16 protein-coding genes are annotated in these 19,554 nt (G+C 72.5%); 11 read left to right on the top strand and 5 right to left on the bottom strand.

Annotation, left to right across the window (positions count from 1 at the left end):
• Window positions 1–98: 98 nt before the first annotated feature.
• From AMK11_RS18090 to AMK11_RS18110, 5 genes are read left to right on the top strand one after another with little or no spacing between them, the layout of a single operon-like run.
• Window positions 99–1,265: an NAD(P)/FAD-dependent oxidoreductase gene (locus AMK11_RS18090; RefSeq protein WP_073728354.1), complete on the top strand. Its 1,167-nt coding sequence runs from the start codon at window positions 99–101 to the stop codon at window positions 1,263–1,265.
• The gene (locus AMK11_RS18095; RefSeq protein ID WP_073728356.1) at window positions 1,262–1,522 is read left to right on the top strand and encodes a (2Fe-2S)-binding protein; all 261 of its coding nucleotides are present in this window, start codon (window positions 1,262–1,264) and stop codon (window positions 1,520–1,522) included. Before AMK11_RS18090 ends, AMK11_RS18095 begins: the two co-directional genes overlap by 4 nt.
• Window positions 1,515–2,975: an FAD/NAD(P)-dependent oxidoreductase gene (locus AMK11_RS18100; RefSeq protein WP_073728358.1), complete on the top strand. Its 1,461-nt coding sequence runs from the start codon at window positions 1,515–1,517 to the stop codon at window positions 2,973–2,975. The genes AMK11_RS18095 and AMK11_RS18100 overlap by 8 nt, the downstream gene beginning before the upstream one ends.
• Window positions 2,968–3,867, top strand: a complete 900-nt coding sequence (locus AMK11_RS18105) for a dihydrodipicolinate synthase family protein (RefSeq protein ID WP_073728360.1) — start codon at window positions 2,968–2,970, stop codon at window positions 3,865–3,867. Before AMK11_RS18100 ends, AMK11_RS18105 begins: the two co-directional genes overlap by 8 nt.
• Window positions 3,868–3,869: 2 nt before the next feature.
• A complete protein-coding gene (locus AMK11_RS18110; protein ID WP_073728362.1) occupies window positions 3,870–4,871 on the top strand; it encodes a proline racemase family protein in 1,002 nt (333 codons plus the stop codon).
• Here AMK11_RS18110 and AMK11_RS18115 read toward each other — a convergent pair.
• The 4 genes from AMK11_RS18115 to AMK11_RS18130 all read right to left on the bottom strand — a co-directional run bounded on the left by AMK11_RS18115 (window position 4,861) and on the right by AMK11_RS18130 (window position 10,148).
• Window positions 4,861–7,155: a M9 family metallopeptidase gene (locus tag AMK11_RS18115; protein ID WP_073728364.1), complete on the bottom strand. Its 2,295-nt coding sequence runs from the start codon at window positions 7,153–7,155 to the stop codon at window positions 4,861–4,863. The two genes, AMK11_RS18110 and AMK11_RS18115, sit on opposite strands and share 11 nt — an antisense overlap.
• A 239-nt stretch (window positions 7,156–7,394) precedes the next feature.
• Window positions 7,395–8,102 (bottom strand): GntR family transcriptional regulator, encoded by a 708-nt coding sequence (locus tag AMK11_RS18120; RefSeq protein WP_073728366.1) that lies wholly within the window; start codon window positions 8,100–8,102, stop codon window positions 7,395–7,397.
• Window positions 8,103–8,185: 83 nt separating this feature from the next.
• Entirely contained in the window at window positions 8,186–9,607 is a 1,422-nt protein-coding gene (locus tag AMK11_RS18125) for an aminopeptidase P family protein (RefSeq protein ID WP_073728368.1), read from the bottom strand.
• Between the two features lie 25 nt (window positions 9,608–9,632).
• Window positions 9,633–10,148: an ATP-binding protein gene (locus AMK11_RS18130; protein ID WP_073728370.1), complete on the bottom strand. Its 516-nt coding sequence runs from the start codon at window positions 10,146–10,148 to the stop codon at window positions 9,633–9,635.
• A 211-nt stretch (window positions 10,149–10,359) separates the two neighbouring features.
• Here AMK11_RS18130 and AMK11_RS18135 point away from each other — a divergent pair, with 211 nt between their 5' ends.
• The 5 genes from AMK11_RS18135 (at window position 10,360) to AMK11_RS18155 (ending at window position 15,034) form a co-directional block, all read left to right on the top strand.
• A complete protein-coding gene (locus tag AMK11_RS18135) occupies window positions 10,360–11,334 on the top strand; it encodes a LysR family transcriptional regulator (protein WP_073728372.1) in 975 nt (324 codons plus the stop codon).
• A 271-nt stretch (window positions 11,335–11,605) separates the two neighbouring features.
• Entirely contained in the window at window positions 11,606–12,721 is a 1,116-nt protein-coding gene (locus AMK11_RS18140; protein ID WP_073728374.1) for a FecCD family ABC transporter permease, read from the top strand.
• A complete protein-coding gene (locus tag AMK11_RS18145) occupies window positions 12,721–13,494 on the top strand; it encodes an ABC transporter ATP-binding protein (protein ID WP_073728376.1) in 774 nt (257 codons plus the stop codon). Before AMK11_RS18140 ends, AMK11_RS18145 begins: the two co-directional genes overlap by 1 nt.
• 53 nt (window positions 13,495–13,547) lie before the next feature.
• A complete protein-coding gene (locus AMK11_RS18150) occupies window positions 13,548–14,570 on the top strand; it encodes an ABC transporter substrate-binding protein (RefSeq protein WP_073728378.1) in 1,023 nt (340 codons plus the stop codon).
• 29 nt (window positions 14,571–14,599) lie between these two features.
• Complete coding sequence (locus AMK11_RS18155) at window positions 14,600–15,034, top strand: VOC family protein (RefSeq protein ID WP_073728380.1); 435 nt, start codon at window positions 14,600–14,602, stop codon at window positions 15,032–15,034.
• A gap of 81 nt (window positions 15,035–15,115) precedes the next feature.
• Here the strand turns inward: AMK11_RS18155 and AMK11_RS18160 are convergent, their stop codons facing one another.
• Window positions 15,116–15,634 carry a hypothetical protein gene (locus tag AMK11_RS18160; protein ID WP_198941396.1) on the bottom strand — a complete coding sequence of 173 codons (519 nt, stop codon included), beginning with the start codon at window positions 15,632–15,634 and terminating at the stop codon, window positions 15,116–15,118.
• Window positions 15,635–16,157: 523 nt separating this feature from the next.
• Here AMK11_RS18160 and AMK11_RS18165 point away from each other — a divergent pair.
• Window positions 16,158–19,541 (top strand): ALF repeat-containing protein, encoded by a 3,384-nt coding sequence (locus AMK11_RS18165; protein WP_198941397.1) that lies wholly within the window; start codon window positions 16,158–16,160, stop codon window positions 19,539–19,541.
• Window positions 19,542–19,554: the final 13 nt, after the last annotated feature.

Raw genomic sequence — 19,554 nt, forward strand, 5'->3', positions numbered from 1 at the left:
TCACTCCCGGACGCTGACGAGCCGTTGTGTTCCAGGAAGCCGGATGTATAGCCTGAGTGATGAGGGATGGCATGTGACATTTTACTGAGGAGGGGTCGATGGCCCTGAAGGTCGTCGTCGTGGGCGGGGGAGTGGTCGGTGCCGCCTGCGCCTTCCACGCCGCTTCGGCGGGCCTGGACGTCACGGTCGTCGACCGCGGGCCCGTCGGTGCCGGGACCACGAGCCGCGGCGAGGGCAACGTCCTGCTCTCCGACAAGGAACCGGGACCCGAACTCGACCTGGCCCGCCTGAGCCGCACGCTGTGGGACGAGGCCGGGGACGAACTCGGCGCCGACTCCTTCGAACTGGAGCCCAAGGGAGGCCTGGTCGTCGCCAGTACGGCCGAAGGGCTCGCGGCGCTCGGCGAGTTCGCCGCGCGGCAGTCGGCGGCAGGGGTGCGCGGCGAGCCGGTCGACCGCGTCCGCGAACTCGAACCCCACCTCGCCCCGGGCATCCCCGGCGGCGTCCACTACCCGCAGGACGCCCAGGTGCAGCCCGTGCTGGCGGCGGCGGCCCTGCTCCGCGCGGCCGTGGAGCGCGGAGCCCGCACGCGGACGGCCGAGGTCACTGCCGCGGTGACCGGCCGCGACGGCGAGGTCACCGGCGTCCGGACGGCGGCCGGTGACCTGCTGCCCGCCGACGCCGTCGTCAACGCCGCCGGCACCTGGGGCGGCGAGGTCGGCCGCCGGCTCGGCGCGCCCGTGGAGGTGCTGCCGCGCCGGGGCTTCGTCCTCGTGACCGAACCGCTGCCGCCGATGGTCCGGCACAAGGTCTACTCCGCCGACTACGTCGCGAACGTCGCCTCCTCCGACGCCGGCCTGGAGACCTCGTGCGTCGTCGAGGGAACCCGCGGCGGCACGATCCTCATCGGCGCCAGCCGCGAACGCGTCGGCTTCGACACGACGCCGAACCCCGCCGTGGTCACCCGCCTCGCCGCACAGGCGTGCGCGCTCTTCCCCTTCCTGCGGGACACCCACCTGATCCGGACCTACCGCGGATTCAGGCCGTACTGCCCGGACCACCTGCCGGTCGTCGGCCCGGACCCGCGCGCCCCGGGCGTGGTCCACGCCTGCGGTCACGAGGGCGCGGGCATCGGGCTGGCCCCCGCGACCGGTGCCCTGGTGACGGCCCATCTGCTCGGCCGTCCCTGGCGGGGAGCCGACCCGGCGGCGCACACCGCACTGCTGCCCGACCGCTTCCTCACCCCGAAAGGTGCTGCCCAGTGAGCCGGATCAGCGTCGACGGCGAGCCGCTGGGGTTCGTCGAGGGACAGACCGTCGCCGCGGCCCTCGTGGCCGTGGGCCGGGTCGCCTGGCGCACCACCCGCGTCGGGCGCCGTCCGCGCGGCGTTTTCTGCGGGATCGGCGTCTGCTTCGACTGCCTGGTGACCATCGACGGAGTGGGCGGGCAGCGGGCCTGCCTGATACCGGCCCGCGCGGGCATGACCGTCACGACACGGACACCGGAGGACGGCGATGAGTGAGACGGCGGACCTCGTCGTCGTGGGAGCGGGGCCGGCCGGCCTGGCCGCGGCGGCCACCGCCCTGACCGGGGGCCTGCGCGTCACCCTCGTCGACTCGGGCGGCGCCGTGGGCGGCCAGTACTGGCGGCACCCGCCGGACCACGCACGAACGGCGATCCCGACCACCGGCCTCCACCACGCCCTGCGTGAGTACCGCGCCCTGCGCCGGGCGCTGTCGGCGGCCGGTGCGCGAGACCGGCTCGACCTGCGCCTCGCCCACCACGTCTGGTCCGTGACCCGCGACGGCGACGGCTTCACGGTGCACACCGTCGACCGGCGCCGGGTGCCCCAGGAGACCGCTGTGGTCCTGCGCGCGCCACGCCTGCTGGTGGCGACCGGAGCCTACGACCGTCAACTGCCCTTCCCCGGCTGGGACCTGCCCGGTGTGCTCACCGTCGGCGGCCTGCAAGCGCTGCTCAAGGGCGGCGGAGTGGTGGCGGGCAGCCGCGTGGCCCTGGGCGGCACCGGACCGTTCCTGCTGCCGGTGGCCGCCGCACTCGCGGACCGCGGCGCCGAAGTGGCCGCCGTGTGCGAGGCCGCCGACCCGCGGGCCTGGCTGCGGTCGCCCGGTCCGCTGCTGCGCAACCCCGCCAAGTGGGCCGAAGGGGCACGGTACGGCGCCACGCTCGCCCGCCACCGCGTCCCGTTCCGCCCGCGCACGGCGATCGTCGCCGCCGAGGGCACCGACCGCGTCTCCTCCGTCCGGATCGCCTCCCTGGCACCCGACGGCAGCCCCCGCCCGGGCACGGAACGCCGCGTCGAGGTCGACACCGTGGGGGTCGGGTGGGGTTTCGCACCCCAGCTCGACCTGCTCCTCCCGCTCGGCTGCGACCTCACCGACTCCGGCGACGGCAACGCGGTCGTCGCCGTCGACGCCGGGCAGCGCACCACCGTGCCCGGGCTCTACGCGGCGGGCGAGGTGTGCGGGGTGGGCGGAGCACGCCTGTCGCTCGCCGAGGGCCGCCTCGCCGCCGAGTCGGTCCTCGCCGACGGGGGAGCCGCCCCCGTCCTCGGCAGGAAGCGCCTGGCCGCCGTACGCGCCACGGTGAACGGGCAACGGGCCTTCGCCCGGGCCATGGGCCGGGCCCACCCGATCCCGCCGGCCTGGCCCCGATGGCTGACCGACGACACGGTCGTGTGCCGGTGCGAGGAGGTGACCGCGGGCGCCGTCCGCGCCGCCCGCGCCGACGGCGGGGCCCACGACCACCGTCAGGTCAAACAACTCACCCGGGCCGGCATGGGGTGGTGCCAGGGCCGGATCTGCGGGCCCGCGGTGCACTGCCTCGTGGCACCGCGCCAGGCCTACACACCCACCGAACGGCTCATCGCGACCCCCGTCACCCTCGGCGCCCTCGCCGACCTGGACCAGGCCGGCCGGACCCCGGAAGGAACAGAAGGAGCAGCACATGAGTGAGCAGCACCGCAAGCCCTGGCACGGCGTCCTCGTCGCCACGAGCCTGCCCTTCAACGCCGATCTCACGGTCGACTACGGCGCCTACGCGCGAAGCGTCGCCCGGCTCGCCGAGGAGGGACTGCACGGAGTCGCGCCGAACGGTTCGCTCGGCGAGTACCAGACACTGACGTACGAGGAGCGCGACCGCGTCGTCGAGACGGCCCTCGCCGCCGCCCCCGAAGGGTTCACCGTCATGCCCGGTGTCGGCGCCTACGGCGGCGCGGAGGCCAGGCGGCACGCCGAGTTCGCCAGGGACGCCGGCTGCCAGGCGGTCATGTGCCTGCCGCCCAACTCCTACCGCGCCGACGACCGCGCGGTCCTCGAACACTTCGAGCTGGTCGCCTCGGCAGGCCTCCCCGTCACCGCGTACAACAACCCCATCGACACCAAGGTCGACCTGCGCCCCGAACTGCTCGCCAAACTGCACGCCGAGGGGTTCATCGTCGGCGTCAAGGAGTTCTCCGGCGACGTCCGGCGCTGCTACGAGATCTCCGAACTGGCCCCCGGCCTCGACCTCATGATCGGCACCGACGACACGGTCCTGGAGGTCGCCATCGCCGGCGCCAAGGGCTGGGTCGCCGGATACCCGCAGGTCTTCCCCCGCGCCTGCCTCGCGCTGTACGAGGCCTCGCTCGCCGGCGACCTCGACACCGCCCTGCCGCTCTACCGTCAACTGCACCCGGTCCTGCGCTGGGACAGCAGGACGGAGTTCGTCCAGGCCATCAAGCTCGGCCAGGACATGACCGGGCGGCGCGGCGGTGCGTGCCGGCCGCCGAGGCAGCCGCTCACCCCGCAGACGGAGGCCGCCGTGCGCGCCACTACCCAGGCCCTCATCGACGCCGGGACCGACTGACGATGCGCTCGAAGGTCTGCTACCACGCCGTCGACTCCCACACCGAGGGCATGCCGACCCGCGTGATCACGGGCGGTGTCGGTGTCCTCCCCGGGGCGACGATGTTCGAGCGGCGGCAGCGATTCGTCGCGGAACGCGACCACCTGCGCACCCTGCTCATGTGCGAACCGCGCGGCCACGCCTCGATGTCCGGCGCCATCCTCCAGCCCCCGACCCGCCCGGACGCCGACTTCGGCGTCCTCTACATCGAGGTGTCCGGCTGCCTGCCGATGTGCGGACACGGCACGATCGGCGTCGCCACCGTCCTCGTCGAGACGGGGATGGTCGAGGCCGTCGAACCGGAGACGGTCGTACGGCTCGACACGCCCGCCGGACTGGTCACCGCCCGGGTCCGGGTGCGCGACGGCCACGCCGAATCGGTGACCCTGGAGAACGTCGCCTCGTACTGCCACGCCCTCGACCAGGTCGTCGACGTCGACGGGTACGGGCCGGTGCGCTACGACATCGCCTACGGCGGCAACTTCTACGCCTTCGTCCGGCTGGAAGACCTGAAGATCCCGTTCGAACGGGCCCAGAAGCAGCGCATGCTCGACGCCGGGCTGGCCATCATGGACGCGATCAACACGCGGAACCCGGTGGCCCACCCGGAGAACCCCGGGATCGACGTGTGCCACCACGTCTACCTGGAGGCGCCGGGATCGACCGCGGAGCACTCCCGGCACGCCATGGCGGTCCATCCCGGATGGTTCGACCGTTCGCCCTGCGGCACGGGCACCAGCGCACGCATGGCGCAACTGCACGCCCGCGGTCTCCTGCCGGTCGGCCGGGACTTCGTCAACGAGTCGTTCATCGGCTCCCGCTTCGTCGGCCGCGTCCTCGGCGAGACGACGGTCGGGGACCGCCCGGCCGTCCTCCCGTCGGCCACCGGACGCGCCTGGATCACCGGAACCGCCCAGTACCTGCTCGACCCGTCGGACCCCTACCCGGCGGGCTTCACCCTCTGAGCGGCCCCGTCCCCGTCTCGTACCGGGTGGCCACGGTGACGCCGGAGAAGCTCTCCGCCCCGTGCAGGGTGACGTAGTGGTAGCCGGCCGGGGGATCGGTGACGGTCAGGGTGTGGCCGTTGCCCGCACCGGTCGAGCTGCTGGTGTGGCTGGTGCGGGTGGCCCAGCCGCTGTCGCTGTAGTACAGGTCGGCGTCACCCGTGCCGCCGGAGACGGTGATCTCCAGCTGGGACACGCCGGACGGGAGGTACAGGTACAGGTAGTCGTCGGCACCCGCGGCGCCGGACCGGTTGCCGCGCCGGCAGCCGTGGTCCAGCACCCGGGTGTCCGGGGCGGCGCACTCGGTCACCGAGCCGCAGTCGCCCGCGGCGCAGCCGGCGAGCCAGGTGTACCAGTCGGCGTCGTACCGTGTGCCGATGGTGCGGGTGAGATGGTCGCGCGCCGCGTTCCAGTCGCCGGAGCGGTAGTGGCCGAGCACCGTCGCCATGTCGGCGGGGTGCCGCTCCAGCATGTACCGGACGGCGAGGTAGCCCCAGCGGTACACGCGCGTCGTGTCGTGGCTGTAGGTGGTGTCGAACAGGGTGCTCAGGGCGTACGTGCCTTTGCCGGCCTCCGCCATCGCCTCGTCGTAGACGATGCCGCGGTAGGAGTAGGAGAGGTACTCCGCGAAGCCCTCGATCCACCAGATGGTCGGGGTGGCGACGTTGGCGGCGAAGTCGCCGTACATGTCGAACCGGCCGTCGAGGTAGTGGGTGTACTCGTGGTTGAGGTTCCAGATCTGGAGGGCCGGACGCAGCCACTCGGCCTCGTAGGCGATGAAGCGGGCCTGGTTGCCGGCGGCCGCCGGATCGCCCTCCAGGTACATGCCGCCGTTGTTGGTGTCGATGCCGTACATGGCACCGGCGTAGGTCTGGTAGTCGGTGCTGGAGTCGAAGACCACGACCTCGATGGTGTCGTTGCGGTCGCCGGCGACCGGACCGTCGTCCTTGACGGCCTCGTGGAAGTGGGCGTCCTGTTCGCGCAGGCCGGCACAGCTCGCGGACAGCTCGCCCGGGCTCATCCGCTGCGCCCTGATGGTGATGGCCGGGCCGCATGCGTGGGTCACCGGCAGTACGGCCCGCGCCAGTTGCGCCTGGAGGTCGCACGTGCCGTAGTACGGGCAGTTGGACCTGTCGTAGTAGTCCGTCATCTCGGCGACGCCGACCCACAGCGGCGCAGTGGCACCGGTGATCGAGCTCGCGTCGAGCAGGCCGGACGCCAGCGGGCGGACCTCGGCGCGCAGCGCGGAGTGCTGCAGGAACCTGCCGAGTTCACGTCCGGCGTTCGACGTGAGGTAGGACTGGCCGGTCCCCAGGAGCGCGAGGTGGTCGGAGGCGAAGCGGTACAGCGAGTCGAGCAGGCCGGGGTCCGTCCGCACGGCCGTCACGAACTCGGGCACCTGGTGGCCGCGGAACGTCACGGTGTACACGTTGTTGACCGCGTTGAGCATCGGCCACGACGCGTTCCACGACGCGTCGTAGTCCGCCAGCAGCCGCCGCAGCACGTGGATGTAGCGGGCATTCTCCTCGGCGCTGTCGATGAGGGTGACGGCCTCGGCGAGTGTCTCGCCGTTGGCGTCGGTGACGTCCCGGGAGCGGGGACTGGCGAAGAACGCGTCCAGGCCCGAGCGGATCGCGGTCCGCAGCGCGTCGCCGTACGCGCCCACGGCGTCCGGGTTGTAGTACTGGACGTAGTAGCCGGCCCGCAGATAGAGCACGAGCCGCGGCATGCCGGTACTGGGATCGCCGGGGTAGGACGCCGAACTGTCGCGGACCGCGTACGCGACGGAGGTCATCTGGGCTTCCCGGAAGGCGCCGTGGGCGTCGCTCCCGGTCAGCTCGAACAGGGTGTTGACGCAGTCGGTCGTGGACGCCTTGATCTGCCGGACCAGCGCGCTGCCGGTGCGGCCGGTGAAGTCGGAGGCGTCGCAGGCGGCGACGTCCGCGGGCTTCCTCGCGCCGTGCTTCCCGCCGTCCTGCCGGAGCGCGTCCTTGCTCGCCGCCAACGGCGGTATGCGGGACGGCTGCTGCCGCCCCTTGCCGACGTGTGCGCTGTCGGCGGCGGCGGTCTGTGCCGTGGGTGCCGGGCCGCTGTCCTTCCCTCCGGGCGCCGCGGTGCGCGCGGCCGGTGCGGAGGCACCGGGCAGGGCGGCGGCCGGTTGAGCGAGCAGGCCGGCGCCCATGGCGCACGCCAGGGCCAGGGGCAGCACCGCGCCCAGACTTCGGCGTACGAACGTGGTTCTCACTGAGCCTCCCATGAGGGGATGGGGCCACGCGACGGGCGTGGCCGATGGGACGGAACAGGTCGGGGAGTCAGGCAACGGGTCATGCGCCTCGGCTGAGAGAAGAGCCGGCTCGGATGGGTTGGCATGTCCATGACTTAACCTGTGACATGTACCATTGCACAGGTGACATGACTTAGGGAAGGCGTCGGAGGGAACTCGGCATTTCCCTGGTGGGCCGGGGGAGTTACCCGTGGGCCGGGCTACCGGTCGCCGGTCCGAAGCGTCTGCTCGCCGTCCTCCGCACCGTCCGCGCCGTCGGCCCACAGGGTGCGGATGTGCGAGAGGTGGCGGCGCATGCAGTCCTCCGCCTCCTGCGCGCGGCCTGCCACGATCAGGTCGAGGAGCTCGATGTGTTCCCGCGCCGAAGCCACCAGGCGCCCCGACTCGTTGAGGTCGCCCAGCCCGTACAGGCGCGAGCGCTTGCGCAGGTCGGCCACCACCTCGACCAGGCGCTGGTTCCCGGCGAGCGACAGCAGTTCGAGGTGGAAGCGGTGGTCGGCTTCCAGGTACTTGAGGACGTCGTGCTCCTGAGCAGACGTCACGATCTGCCGCGCCAGCGGGCGCAGTTCCTCCAGCCGCTCGGCCGGCACCGTCCGGGCGACCCGGCCCACGGTGGGAACCTCGATGAGGGTGCGGATGTCCGTGAACTCGTCGAGGTCCCGGTCGGTCATCTCGGTGATGCGGAACCCCTTGTTGCGGACCGCTTCCACCAGGCCCTCCCGGGCCAGGTCGAGCATCGCCTCGCGGACCGGGGTGGCCGAGACGCCCAGTTCCGCGGCGAGCGTCGGCGCGGAGTAGACGACGCCGGGGCGCAGTTCACCGGCGATGAGCGCGGCCCGGACGGCGTCGGCCACCTGGTCCCGCAGATGCGTCTGGACCGAGATCACCTGCGACGTGAGATGAGGCATGTGTGCTCCTCCGAGCCCTCGGTCCGATCACCTCCCACTATACAATGTCACATTGTTCTGAAATGGGGACGAACAGGCCCCGCTCAGCGGGACGGGGACGCCACCCACTCCTCCACCTCGTCCGCGCCGCGCGGCAGCCCGGACGACAGACACAGCGCCCCGTCGGCCGTGATGACGAAGTCGTCCTCGATCCGTACGCCGATGCCGCGCAGCTCCTCGGGGACCGTCAGGTCGTCGGGCTGGAAGTACAGGCCGGGTTCGACGGTGAGGACATGGCCGGGCCCGAGCGTCCCGCCCAGGTAGGTCTCGTCGCGGGCTCCCGCGCAGTCGTGGCAGTCCAGCCCGAGCATGTGGCCCGAACCGCACACCGTGTACCGGCGGTACAGGCCGGACACCGGGGTCGACGCCGTCGCGCCGGGCGGCCGCAGACCCCAGCCGTCGAGCCCTTCGGCGATGACGCGCATCGCGGCCTCGTGGAAGTCGCCGTACCGCGCGCCGGGCCGCAGCGCGGCGATGCCGGCCGACTGGGCGGCGAACACGAGGTCGTAGACCCGCCGTTGGACGTCGGTGAAGCGCCCGCCGACCGGCAGGGTCCGGGTGACGTCCCCGGTGTAGAAGGTGTCGGCCTCGACGCCGGCGTCGAGCAGCAGCAGGTCACCGTCGCGCACCGGACCGTCGTTGCTCATCCAGTGCAGGACGCAGGCGTGCGCCCCGGCCGCCGCGATCGTCTCGAAGCCCAGGCCGTAACCGTCCAGCCGGGCCCGCCGGTTGAAGGTGCCCTCGATCCAGCGCTCACCCCGCGCCAGGCGGGTGGCCCGGTCCAGCTCGCCCACGGCGTCGTGGAATCCGGCGACCGTGCTGCCCACGGCCGCACGGAGCTGGTCCACCTCCCACTCGTCCTTGACCAGCCGCGACTCGGCCAGGAAGCCCTCCAGTTCCGCCTCGGCCCGGCGAGCGGGCGGCACCAGCGAGTCGACGAGCGCGTCCACGCCGCGTACCACCCGGGTCGGTACCTCGCGTGCGAGGGCGCGCCGCAGTCCGTCACGGGCGGCGGCCTCGATGCCGAGGGCGTCCGCCGTCTCGGCCAGGGTCCGGCGCCGCCCGACCCAGAACTCCCCGTACCGCCGGTCACTGTGGAACTCCGCGCCGTCCGGCCCGCCGTCACGCGGCGACCGCGGTCGGGTGAAGAGCGTCACGGAGTGCCCGCTTCCCGTGGGTTCGAGGACCAGGACACTGTCCGGGACCGCGTGTGTTCCCTGCTCACCGGTGAGGTGGACGAACGCGGAGTGCGGACGGAAGGTGTGGTCGAAGTCGTTGCTCCTGACCTTCAGCCCGCCCGACGGGACGACGATCCGTTCACCGGGGAACCGCTCGGACAGGGCCGAGCGCCGCTTGGCCGCCCACGCCGCCCCGGTCAGTGCCGGCAGTCTCCGCTCCGTTTCCGCCCAGTCTCCCCGGAACGGATCGGGGTGCGGGGCCGTACCCCCGCCGTCGTGCTGTTCCATCAGCGGTAGACCTCCATGCGTCGGTTCACGTCGTCAGCAACCTGCTCAGCAGTTCCGCGCCCCCGTCGGTGAGCGACCAGACCCCGTCGTACGCCGGACCGGCACCGCCCCCGACGCCCGCGTGGTCCGCTCCGGGAGCCGGCCCGGCCACCGCCGGCACCGGAACGACCGCCCAGCAGCGTTTGCCGTGCGCGGTGCGCTCCACGCCGTGCAGGAGGCAGAGGCCGTCGATCAGGACGAGGCCGCGCCCTCCTTCCCGGTCCGGGTCCGCCGCGCGGGCCCGCGGCACCTCCGTGCTGCCGTCGAGGACGGTGATGACCACCAGCCCCTGATCGAGCGACACCTCGACGGTCATGGCACCACCGCCCGCGTGCACCAGCGCGTTGGTGAGGAGTTCCGACGCCACCACTTCCACGGGAAGGAGCGACTCGTCGGCCATCGACACGCCCCACGAACGCACGGTCGCCGAGACCCGGCGGCGGGCGCCGCGTACCGCGGCCGCGGTCGCCTCGACGGTGAAGCGGACCCTGGTGGCGGACATGCTGTGTCTCCTCGCAAGGCGGTGGGGGCGCGCGGTCACTCCCGCCGGACGGGGCGCGCAGGTGGAGGCTTCCACGACCGCGACGACGGCGACAACCGACCCGGCCATAGGAGAACCGGCGCACGAGGCATAACGTCTGAGCCCCGACCGGACCCGCACGCGCCGGGCTGTCGCACAATGGTCCGGCTTCCCGAGCGGCGAGGTGTGTGCTGTGGAACTCGAGCTGCGTCATCTGCGGGTGCTGTGCGCGATAGCGGACTCCGGCAGCGTGGGGCGGGCCGCCGCCGCGCTCGGCTTCACGCAGCCCGCCCTCAGTACTCAGCTGCGCCGTATCGAGCGGCTGCTCGGTGAGGGGCTGTTCGTGCGCCGCAGCACCGGCGTGGAGCTGACCGCGTACGGCGTGGAGGTCGTGAGCCAGGCCCGGGACATACTGGCCCGCGCCGACGCCCTCGGCCGACGCCACGGCAACGGCACGCCCGCGGCGGCGACCCGCACCCTCCGGCTCGGAGTCACCAACACCCCCGTGCTGCCGGAGCTGCTGAGCAACCTGCGTGAAGGCTGCCCCCACCTCGCGGTCTCCGTCAGCAGCGTCTACGCCACCGGCGAGCTGGTCAGGCTCCTGGAGGCCGGTGAGCTCGACGCGGCACTCGGCATGGACTACCCCGGCCTGCCCCTGCGCCACTCCGCCGACCTGGCGCACCGCGCCATCAACACCGTCCCCGTCTTCGTCGCCATGCACTCCGGACATCCGCTCGCACACCGCGTCGAGGTGCCGTTGCAGGAGCTGTCCGAGGACACCTGGTTCGTCTCCGCCGACGACGGGGTGGGCTGGCCCGGCGCCTTCTACGACGCGTGCCAGGCCGCGGGCTTCACCCCCGCGAGTACGCACGAGCTCCACATCCTCGAACAGCTGCAGGCGATGATCGCCATGGGCCTGGGAGTGGCGGTCGTGCAGCCCACCATCCGCCCCGTCGACGGCGTACTGGTCAAGCCCCTGGTCGGCGACCCGCTCTGGCAGCGCCACCTCCTCGTCTGGCGCCGGGAAGCCGTCGAACCGGCGGTGGCCGAGGCACTGCACCACCACGCCGTCCGCGTCTACCGGAACCTGCTGGCCCGCGCCCCGCACCTGCAGAGCTGGGTGGCCCGCGCCTACACGGCCGCACGCCTGCCGGACAAGCGGCGGTGAGACGGGCCGGGTACGGCGGGACGGGACGGCCGCGACGGAAGACGTGGCACAGGCGCTAAGCTGCAAGCGCCCCGCGGGGGAAGTCCGGTCGAAGTCCGGCGCTGACCCGCAACGGTAGACGGAGTGCTGCTCCGTGAGCCCGATCACCCGCGGTGGTGACGCTCCTGTCAATCGCCGTGGACTGCGAGAGGGTGCTGCCCACGGCGCCCCGCGCCCGGAGCCGCTCCTTCGCCGACGTAGGTGCACGGCCCGAGGCGAAGGTGATCCGCCGGTGGCCAAGCTCCGTGACCCCGAACCCGCCCCACCACGAACGCGACCGCGCCGCGGTACGCGCACCGGACCCCCACCAGCCCACCGGGTCTCCCTGCCCCTGCTCGTGACCGGCTTGTGCGTCGCGCTCCCCGTCTCCCTGGCCTGCGGGGCGGGTTTCGGGGCCTCGGGGCTCTCGTGGAGCGAGACGCTGCATTTCCTCCGGGCGGGCCTGACCGGCGCCTCCATAGCCCCGGACGAGGTTCCCTCGTACGTCATCGTGTGGGAACTGCGCTTCCCGCGTGCCGTGCTCGCCGCGGTCGTCGGCGCGGGACTGGCCGCCGTCGGCGTCGCCGTCCAGGCCATGGTCCGCAACGCGCTCGCGGACCCGTTCGTCCTCGGCATCTCCTCCGGTGCGGCCGTCGGAGCCAACGCCGTGCTCATCTTCGGCGCCTTCGGCGCGCTCGGTGTCTGGGCACTGTCCACGGCGGCGTTCGTCTCCGCGCTCGCGGCCATGACGCTGGTGTACGCGGTCGCCCGGACGTCGCGCGGGCTGACCCCGCTCCGGCTCGTGCTGACCGGCACCGCGATGAACTACGGCTTCTCGGCCGTGACCACCTTCATGGTGTTCGCCGCCGAACACGGCGAGGCGGCCCGGTCCGCGATGATGTGGCTGCTCGGCAGTCTGGGCGGCGCGAGCTGGTCCTCCGTACCGATCGCCGCGGGCGCGGTGCTCGCCGGCCTCGTCCACCTCGGCTGGTCGGCCCGGCGCCTGAACGCCCTGGCCATGGGCGACGAGACGGCCGCCGCGCTGGGCGTGGACGCCGGGCGGCTGCGCAAGGAGCTCTTCGTCACCGCCGCAGCCGTCACCGGGACGGTCGTCGCGGTCAGCGGGGCGATCGGCTTCGTGGGCCTGATGGTTCCGCACGCCGCCCGGATGCTGGTCGGAGCCGACCACCGCCGGCTGCTGGCCGTCGCGCCCCTGGCCGGCGCGGTGCTGCTGATCTGGGTCGACATCCTGTCCCGGGTGCTGCTCGCCCCCGCCGAACTGCCGCTCGGTGTACTGACGGCGGCGATCGGCGTGCCGTGCTTCGTCCTGCTCATGCGCCGCCGCACCTACACCTTCGGAGGCGCGTGATGCGGGTCGACATCGACGCGGTCACCGTGGAGATCGGCGGCGCGAGGCTGGTCGAGGACGTCTCGCTGCGGGCGGGCGACGGCCAGTTCGTGGGGCTCGTCGGGCCGAACGGCAGCGGTAAGTCCACCCTGTTGCGATGCGTCTACCGGGCCCTGCGCCCCACGGCCGGTGCGGTACGTCTCGGCGGCGACGACCTGCTGACCATGAACACGCGCGAAAGCGCCCGCCGGCTCGCCGCCCTCCCGCAGGAGTCGGCCGCGGAGTTCGACTTCACCGTGGCCGAGGTCGTGGCCATGGGCAGACTTCCGCACCAGGGCGCGGTGGCCCGGGAGACCGACGAGGACCGGCGCGCCTGTGCCGCCGCGCTGGCCGGGGTGGACGCCGGACATCTGGCCGGCCGCGGCTTCCTCACCCTCTCCGGCGGCGAGAGGCAACGGGTCCTGATCGCCCGCGCACTCGCCCAGCAACCGCGGGTCCTGGTGCTCGACGAACCCACCAACCACCTGGACATCGCCCAGCAGCTCGAGGTCCTGTCCCTGGTGCGGGCCGCCGGACCGACCGTGCTCACCGCACTGCACGACCTCAACCTCGCCGCCCTCCACTGCGACCTGATCCACGTCGTCGACGACGGGCGGATCGTCGCCTCCGGCGCCCCCCACGACGTCCTCACGCCCGCCCTGCTGGCCGACGTCTTCGGGGTCCGGGCGCACCGCGTTGCCCACCCGGAAACCGGTGCGGTCCAACTCCTCTTCGACCGCCTCCCCACCCCGTAGTCAGCCAGTCAGCCTCGCCCCCAACCCGTCCTCCTCCAAGGAGTCACCACCCCATGCCGAACCTCGTACGCCCCGCCGCCCTCGCCGTCGTCCTGGTCCTCGCCGCCACCGGCTGCGGGGCGGACATCTCGTCACCGGAGGGGAAGACGGACGACGCCGGGCGGTCCGGCGGCCACTACCCGGTCACGGTCGAGAACTGCGGCGAGAAGCGCACCTTCGACCGGGCCCCGCGGCGCGTGGTCACCAACGACGTGGGCATCACCGAGATCATGTTCGCCCTCGGCCTGGCGGACCACATGGCCGGATACGTCATGCCCGACGACAAGGGCGACCTCACGGCCGTGCCGTGGAAGGACGGGTACCGGAAGACCAAGTGGCTGTCGAAGGAGCGGATCAACAAGGAACTGGTCCTCGACGCCCGCGCCGACCTGGTCTTCGCCGGCTGGAACTACGGTTTCAGCGAGGGCGAGGGATTCACGCCCGACGCACTGCGCAAGGTGGGCATCGACTCCTACCTGCTCAGCGAGTCGTGCCGCAACGGACAGGGCAAGGCGCGCGGCGTGATGGCGCCGCTCGACGCGCTCTACACGGACCTGCGGAACCTGGGGAAGGTGTTCGACGTCGAGGACCGGGCCGAAAAGCTCATCACCTCGTTCCGCGAGCAGGTGGCCGAAGCACAGGCGAAGGCACCCAAGGGCGCCGACCGGCCGCGGGTGTTCCTCTACGACAGCGGCGAGGACAAGCCGCTCACGTCGGGTGCCTACGCCGGGCCCCACGACATCATCACCAAGGCCGGCGGCGACCACGTCATGAAGGACCTCGAGGACAGCTGGACCGCCGTGGGCTGGGAGACGGTCGTCGCCCGCGACCCCGAGGTCATCGTGATCAACGACTACGGGGACACCACCGCCGAACAGAAGCGGAGGTTCCTCAAGTCCTACCAGCCCCTCGCGAACGTCTCCGCCGTCAAGAACGACCGGATCGTCGTCCTCGACTACGTCGACCTCGTCGAGAGCCCGCGCAACCCCGCGGCCATCGCCACACTCGCGGCGGCCTTGAGGAGCCTCGCCCCCTGAACCGCGGAGCCCCCTGCTATGGTGCGCCGATGTCATCGATCAGGGAGATCCAAGTCACCTTCGACTGCGCGGAACCCGTGCGACTCGCCGGCTTCTGGTGCGAGGTGCTGGGCTACGTCGTACCGCCGTCCCCGGAGGGGTTCGCCACCTGGGAGGACTACCACGACTCGCTGCCGCCCGAGGACCAGGACCCCTACTTCGCGTGCAGTGACCCCTCCGGGGCGGGCCCGCGCCTGCTCTTCCAGCGTGTCCCCGAAGGCAAGGTCGTCAAGAACCGGGTGCACCTCGACGTGCGGGCCGGCATCGGACTCGTCGGGGAGGAGCGCCTCGCCACCCTGGAGGCCGAATGCGCACGACTGGTCGCGCTCGGCGCGGTACACGTGCGAACGATGGTCGCCGATGAGGAAAACGAGTCGTGCATCGTGATGCAGGACATCGAGGGCAACGAGTTCTGTCTCGACTGAGCCCGCCGGGGCTTCGGCACGCAGGACGACGCGTCGGCCTTCGAGACCACGACCGGGTCTCGAAGGCCGACGTCGAAGTGACTACTTGGTGACCCGGATCTCCACGAGCATGTGGTCGCGACCCTCCGGGTCCGCGCTTTCGCCCACCGGCGTCCAGGTGTTCTTGTCGATCTCGTAGGACTTCTCCTCGGTGCCGACGGTCATGTCGACCGTCGTGGAGTAGTCATTTCCCTTGATCGAGAAGACGGCGGGGATCTCCAGGGTCAGCCAGCCCTCGCTGCCGACGGTGTTGAAGCAGATCTTGCTGCCCCTGTCACGGGCCAGTAGTTCCAACTGCCCGGTCCCCGGGGCGCAGTCGGCGAGCGTGATGTGGCCGTCGCCCCGCTTCAGAACGATGTTCTGCTCGGCCAGGATCTTGTCGGCCCCGGGGTAGTTGAAGTCCTCCACGGCGTAGCCGGGGGCCTCCTCCGCGATCAGCGCGGGGGCGTCGGCCGTCTCTTCGGCGCCCGTGCCTCCGCCCGGCACACCGCCGGCCACCGCGATCCAGGCCAGCGCGCCGCCGGCCGCGGCGGTGCCGAGTACCCGAACCGTGAGCCGCATTCTCCGCGACTTTCCGACGTTGGTGCTGGTTTCCTTCATCGTATCCCTAATCTCGAAGCGACCGCCCGGATTTGAAAACCACCGGTCGTGAAACCGGTCGCGAAAAAGGGAAGTCCGCACATGCGAAATGGACCCCCCTCGCGTGCCACTGGCACGCCTTCGCGACGCACTGGTCGAACGCCGATGATCGTCGTCGGCCCTGGCATCCCAACATGGTGACGCATCCGCGTCCAGCGCCCTGAACCGCCCGTATCCGGACATTGGCAGCAAGCGTTCCGTGACCTGCGTCACGCCGAGGCGAGGCGGCGCGGGTCGACGACATGATTTCGGGAAAAAGGTGACGAGACGTCAAACAGCGGTGAAACACATGTTGTTGGTGCCGCGCCAGCCGCAACTCGCCCTGAATGATCACTGCGTTGCTACTGTTCGGAAATTGTGGCGGGCATCGATCCACGGATCCGCTGTCCGGTACGGCGCGAAATCCGACACGTCACCGCATCTTTCGTAGAAGGGCAAGTCCCCTATGCAGACGGCATTCTGGAGCAGACGCCGCGTCCTCGGCGCACTCGCGGCGGCGACCGCTGTCGCCGCGACTCCCTCGGTCCTGCGGCCGGCCACCGCGGCGGCCGCCGAGACGGCCGGCGCCGACCCGGTGCCGCTGCCGGCCACCGACCGCGCCAAGGCGGTCCGCGCGTGGCTGTCCGGCGGCAGGGGCGTCAAGGCCGCCGCCACCACGGCCCTCTACGGGACCGACACCGAGATTCAGACCTTCCTGGCCGAGACGCTGCCGCAGCAGACCGTGCAGGACAACCGGGTCGCGATCGTCAGCAGCCTGGACCGCGCGGGCAGGGGCCTGCGCCGCGAGGCCGTCGCCGCCCTGGACAACGGCGACGAAGCGATAGCCGGCTTCCTCTCGTCGGGCTTCGCCCCCGCCATGCTGGAGGACTTCCGGGTCGCCACCAGCATCGTCGCGTCCAGCGGCGACCGGGCCGTGGTGCGTGAGGCCAACGCCGCGCTGGACGCCGGCACCGAGGCGTCCCTCGTCACCTTCCTCAGCGACGGACAGTACGACGCGCGGCTGGAGGACACGCGGGTCCAGGTCAGCGCCATGCTGATGAACGGCGGCCCGGAGGTGCAGAAGTACGCGGACCGCGCGCTCAGCGGCTCCGCGAAGGACGTCGAGTGGTTCATCGAGACCGGCCAGCACATCGCGCGCGCCCGCGACCAGGAGTCGGCGACCATCGAGGAACTGGTGGCCGTCGTCCAGCGTGAGGGCAGGCGCGCCGAGCGCCAGACGAACCTGGCCATCGAGGCCGGGGCCCGCGCCGAGACCGCCGCCACCAAGGCCAAGGAGGCCGCCGAGAAGGCCGCCGCCGAAGCCGCCGCCGCGCAGAGCGACGTGCAGAAGTCGGCGGCCGCCGCCCGCAAGGCGGCCGGCGCGGCGAAGGGCGCGGCCGACGCCGCCCGGAACGCCGTCAACGCCTCCAACGCCGCCGTGACGGCCTCCCGCCGCGCCTCCTGGGCGGCCGCCGGCGCCGCCCAGGCCGCCGCGAAGGCGGGCAACGCCGCCGCCCGCGCCTACAACGCCGCGATCGCCGCCTCCAAGGACGCCGGCAAGGCGGAGAGCGCGAAGAACGCCGCGATCGCCGCCCGCAACGCCGCCGACAAGGCCCGCAGCGCCGCCGCGGCCGCCGAGAAGGCCGCCCTCGCCGGCGACGCCTCCTCGGCCGCCGGCCTGGCCGCCGCCTCCGCCGCCCGCAACTCGGCCGCCGCCGCGAGCGCCGCCGCCCAGGCCGCCGTGTCCGCCGGTGCCGCCCAGGCGGAGGCCGACGAGGCCAAGCGTCAGGCCGCCATCGCCACCAGCGCCGCCAACCGCGCCACGAACGCCGCCTCCGCCGCCCAGGCACTGGCGAGCGCCGCCGCCAAGGCGGCCCGCACCGCGCGCGACGCCGCCAACTCCGCCGCCAATCACGCCGACAAGGCCGCCGACGCCGCCGAGGAGGCCGTGAAGTACGCCGGCCAGGCCGTCGACTACGCCAACAAGTCGACCGCCCACGCCGCGGAGGCCGTGAAGGCCGCCAACGTCGCCACCAAGGCCGTCAGTGACGCCGTCGAGGTGGAGAAGAACGCCCGCGCCGCCGAGGCGCAGACCATCGAGCAGGACAAACAGCAGGCCATCGAGGAGGTCCAGCAGCTCGCCGCCATCGAGCAGGCCGAGCTCTCCGACGTCCGCGAGAAGCGGCTGATGGCGGAGCGCACCACCCAGGCGACCAAGGACCTCATCGCCAAGGCGGAGCAGGCCCTGTACTCCGGCGACCTGCCGCTCGCCGCGACCCTGGGCCGGAAGGCCGCGGTCGCCCTGATGGACGCGCGTGGCGCCCACACCCGGCAGGCCGCCCAGCACGCCCTCGCCGGCTCCGACGACGACGTCTTCTCCTGGATCGACCTCGACCGGGCGCTCGCCGCGACGCAGGACGACCGCGAGACCACCCTGCACGTGGCGACGATCGGCGGACCGAAGGTGGCCGCGGCCGCCGCCGCCGCGCTGGAGAGCACCGACTCCAAGGCCGTCGGTGACTTCCTCACCGGCGGCATGAAGCGGGCCTCGGACGAGGACCTGCGCGTCGCCATCAACAGGATCATCGCCGAGGGGGCGGGCAGGGCCGTCACCGCGGCCGCCAACGACGCCCTCGACAAGAACACCACCGTATCCCTCAACCACTTCTTCGACAGCGCCTACCCGCTGGCCGTCAAGGAGGACGACCAGGTCCGGGCCAACGAGCTGATCAGGACCGGCGGCGCCTACACCAGGTCCTACGCGGAGGTCGCGCTCGAAGGACCGCAGTGGATGCTGCGCAACTTCATCACCGTGGTCCAGTACCGCACGGCCCAGCTCGACTTCGACACCGCCACCCACGTCGCCGCGGTCCGCGGGGCCATCGCCGCCGCCGCGAAGGTCGCGCAGAAGGCGCAGGAGGACGCGGCACTCGCCTCGAAGGCCGCCGCCGACGCCCGCAACGCCGCCACCGAGGCCCAGCAGTGGGCGCAGAAGGCGCTCGACGCCGCCGCCAAGGCCGACGACTACGCCCAGCAGGCCCGCGACAACGCCAACGCCGCCGACAAGTCGGCCGCCGACGCCCGGGCCTCCGCCGCCACGGCGAAGAACGCCGCCGCCACCGCCCGCGGCGCCGCCCGCTCCGCCAACTACTCGGCCAACAAGGCCGTCGACTCGGCGCGCGCGGCCCTCGCCTCCTCCGCCGAGGCCCAGCGCTCCGCCGCCTCGGCCCGCGCCGCCGAACTCGCCGCCTCCGCCGACGCGCAGGCCGCCGCCCGCGCCTACGCCGAGGCCAAGCAGATCGCCGCCGACAAGAAGCGGGCCGAGGAGATCGCGAAGGCCAAGGCGGCCGCGCTCAAGGCCAAGGAGCAGCGCGAAGCCAACCAGAACCCGGCCGACAACGAGAAGAACAACCAGGTCAACCCGAACGGCACCGCCGACGGCGACGCCGACGAGTGGTGGAACGACGCCCAGTTCTACGCGGACGCCGCCGGCGTGATCAGCACCGGCGCCGCGTTCCTGTCGGCCGGCTGCGCCCTCGCCGCCATCGTCTTCCCGCCGGCCCTCGCCGCGGCCGGCTTCTTCGCCGGTGTCTCCGCGGGCGCAGGAGCCCTCAGCAGCCTCTTCACGGGCATCGAGCACGGCTTCACCAGCGGCGCCTTCTGGGAGTCCGCCGTCGGCACCGGCCTGAGCCTGGTCTCCTTCGGCGCCTACAAATGGGTCGGCGCCGCCGACAAGGCGCTCGGCGGCGGCATCGTCAAGCCCGTCGTCAGCAAGATCACCGACACCGGTGAGGACCTGGTCGCCAGCGCCACGAAGGGTCTGAGCGACCTCTACGACCTGGTGGCCTGATCCCGCCGTTCGC

It is taken from the genome of Streptomyces sp. CB02414 (assembly GCF_001905385.1).
Taxonomy (GTDB): Bacteria; Actinomycetota; Actinomycetes; order Streptomycetales; family Streptomycetaceae; genus Streptomyces.